Origin of the sequence: Microbacterium karelineae, from assembly GCF_009745985.1 — a bacterium.
Lineage (GTDB): Bacteria > Actinomycetota > Actinomycetes > Actinomycetales > Microbacteriaceae > Microbacterium > Microbacterium karelineae.
The window spans coordinates 1-1,601 of sequence record NZ_WFIX01000115.1 but is presented as its reverse complement, the minus strand read 5'-3'; the positions used below and the strand labels follow the sequence as shown (position 1 = coordinate 1,601).

1 pseudogene is annotated in these 1,601 nt (G+C 40.8%); it reads left to right on the top strand.

The features are described 5' to 3' along the window. Positions 1-1,191 (top strand): annotated as a pseudogene (locus GB932_RS22160) (hypothetical protein); the annotation flags it as partial. Between the last annotated feature and the right edge of the window lie 410 nt (positions 1,192-1,601).

Genomic DNA, 1,601 nt, shown 5'->3' with positions numbered 1-1,601 from the left:
CAAGCGCAGATCAGGTGATCATTGAATCTTTGGCGAAGAGAATCGAAGAAGCAGGATTAGAAGCTGTGGAGGTTCGTTCACCATTAACTTGTGAAGCTAAGAAAGGTATCTGTGCGAAATGTTACGGTAGAAACTTAGCAACAGGTAAAGTGATCCATATGGGTGAAGCGGTAGGTGTAATTGCAGCACAATCCATTGGGGAGCCAGGTACTCAGCTTACGTTGAGAACCTTCCACCAAGGGGGTACTGCAGGTAACGTATCAGAAAACCCATCTATCGTTGCAAGAAGAGATGGTATCGTAGAAATGGATGAAGTAAGAACCATTACTTCTGAAGATGAAAACGGTAATACAGCTGAGGTTGTAGTTTCCCGTTCAACAGAATTCAGATTAGTTGCTGATAATGAGTCAAGAACCCCATTAATGGTAGCTAACGTACCTTACGGATCTATATTATCTGTAAAACCAGGTGATAAAGTGAAGAAAGGTGATACAATCTGTAGATGGGATCCGTATAACGCGGTTATCATTGCTGAAACTTCAGGTAAGGTAGAATACGAGGATATCATCCAGGGTATTTCATTCCAGCTTGAAATTGACGAACAAACAGGATTCGAAGAGAAAGTAATCTCTGAATCCAGAAATAAGAAAGCCGTACCTACCCTGAAAGTGGTAGACTCTAAAGGAGTTGAGCAAAAAGCTTACAACTTACCGGTAGGAGCCCACTTAATGGTAAACGATGGTGAAAAAATTAAGGCTGGTAAAGTCTTAATCAAGATCCCAAGAAAATCTGCAAAAGCAGGGGATATCACCGGAGGTCTTCCGAGAGTTACCGAATTATTCGAAGCAAGAAACCCTTCAAACCCAGCGGTTGTTACTGAAATCGACGGGGTAGTTTCTTACGGAAAAATCAAGAGAGGTAACCGTGAACTTATTGTTGAGGCTAAAACTGGAGAAAGAAAAATTTACTTGGTAAAACTTTCTAACCAGATTCTTGTTCAGGAGAATGACTTCGTAAGAGCAGGTTCTCCACTTTCTGACGGTTCTATTACACCGGAAGATATCTTAAGAATTAAAGGCCCAACAGCCGTTCAGGAATACTTAGTAAATGAGATTCAGGAAGTTTACCGTCTACAGGGGGTAAAAATCGACGACAAGCACTTCGAAATTATCGTAAGACAGATGATGACGAAAGTATCTATCGTAGATGGAGGTGATACTCAATTCCTTGAAGGAGCTCTTGAGCACAAGTATGATTTCTTGGAAGAAAACAACAGAGTATTCGGTCTTAAAGTAGTAGTAGATGCTGGTGATTCTAAAGAATTCAAACCAGGTCAGATGATTACTGCAAGAGAATTAAGAGATGAAAACTCTAAGTTGAAGCGTGAAGATTTAGCATTGGTAGAAGTAAGAGAAGCTCTTCCTGCTACTGCAACTCCTGTACTGCAAGGTATTACAAGAGCTGCCCTTCAGACTAAGTCATTCATGTCTGCAGCATCGTTCCAGGAAACAACTAAAGTTCTTAACGAAGCAGCAGTTGCTGGTAAGATAGACGATCTTAACGGTCTTAAAGAAAATGTAATTGTAGGACACAGAATCCCT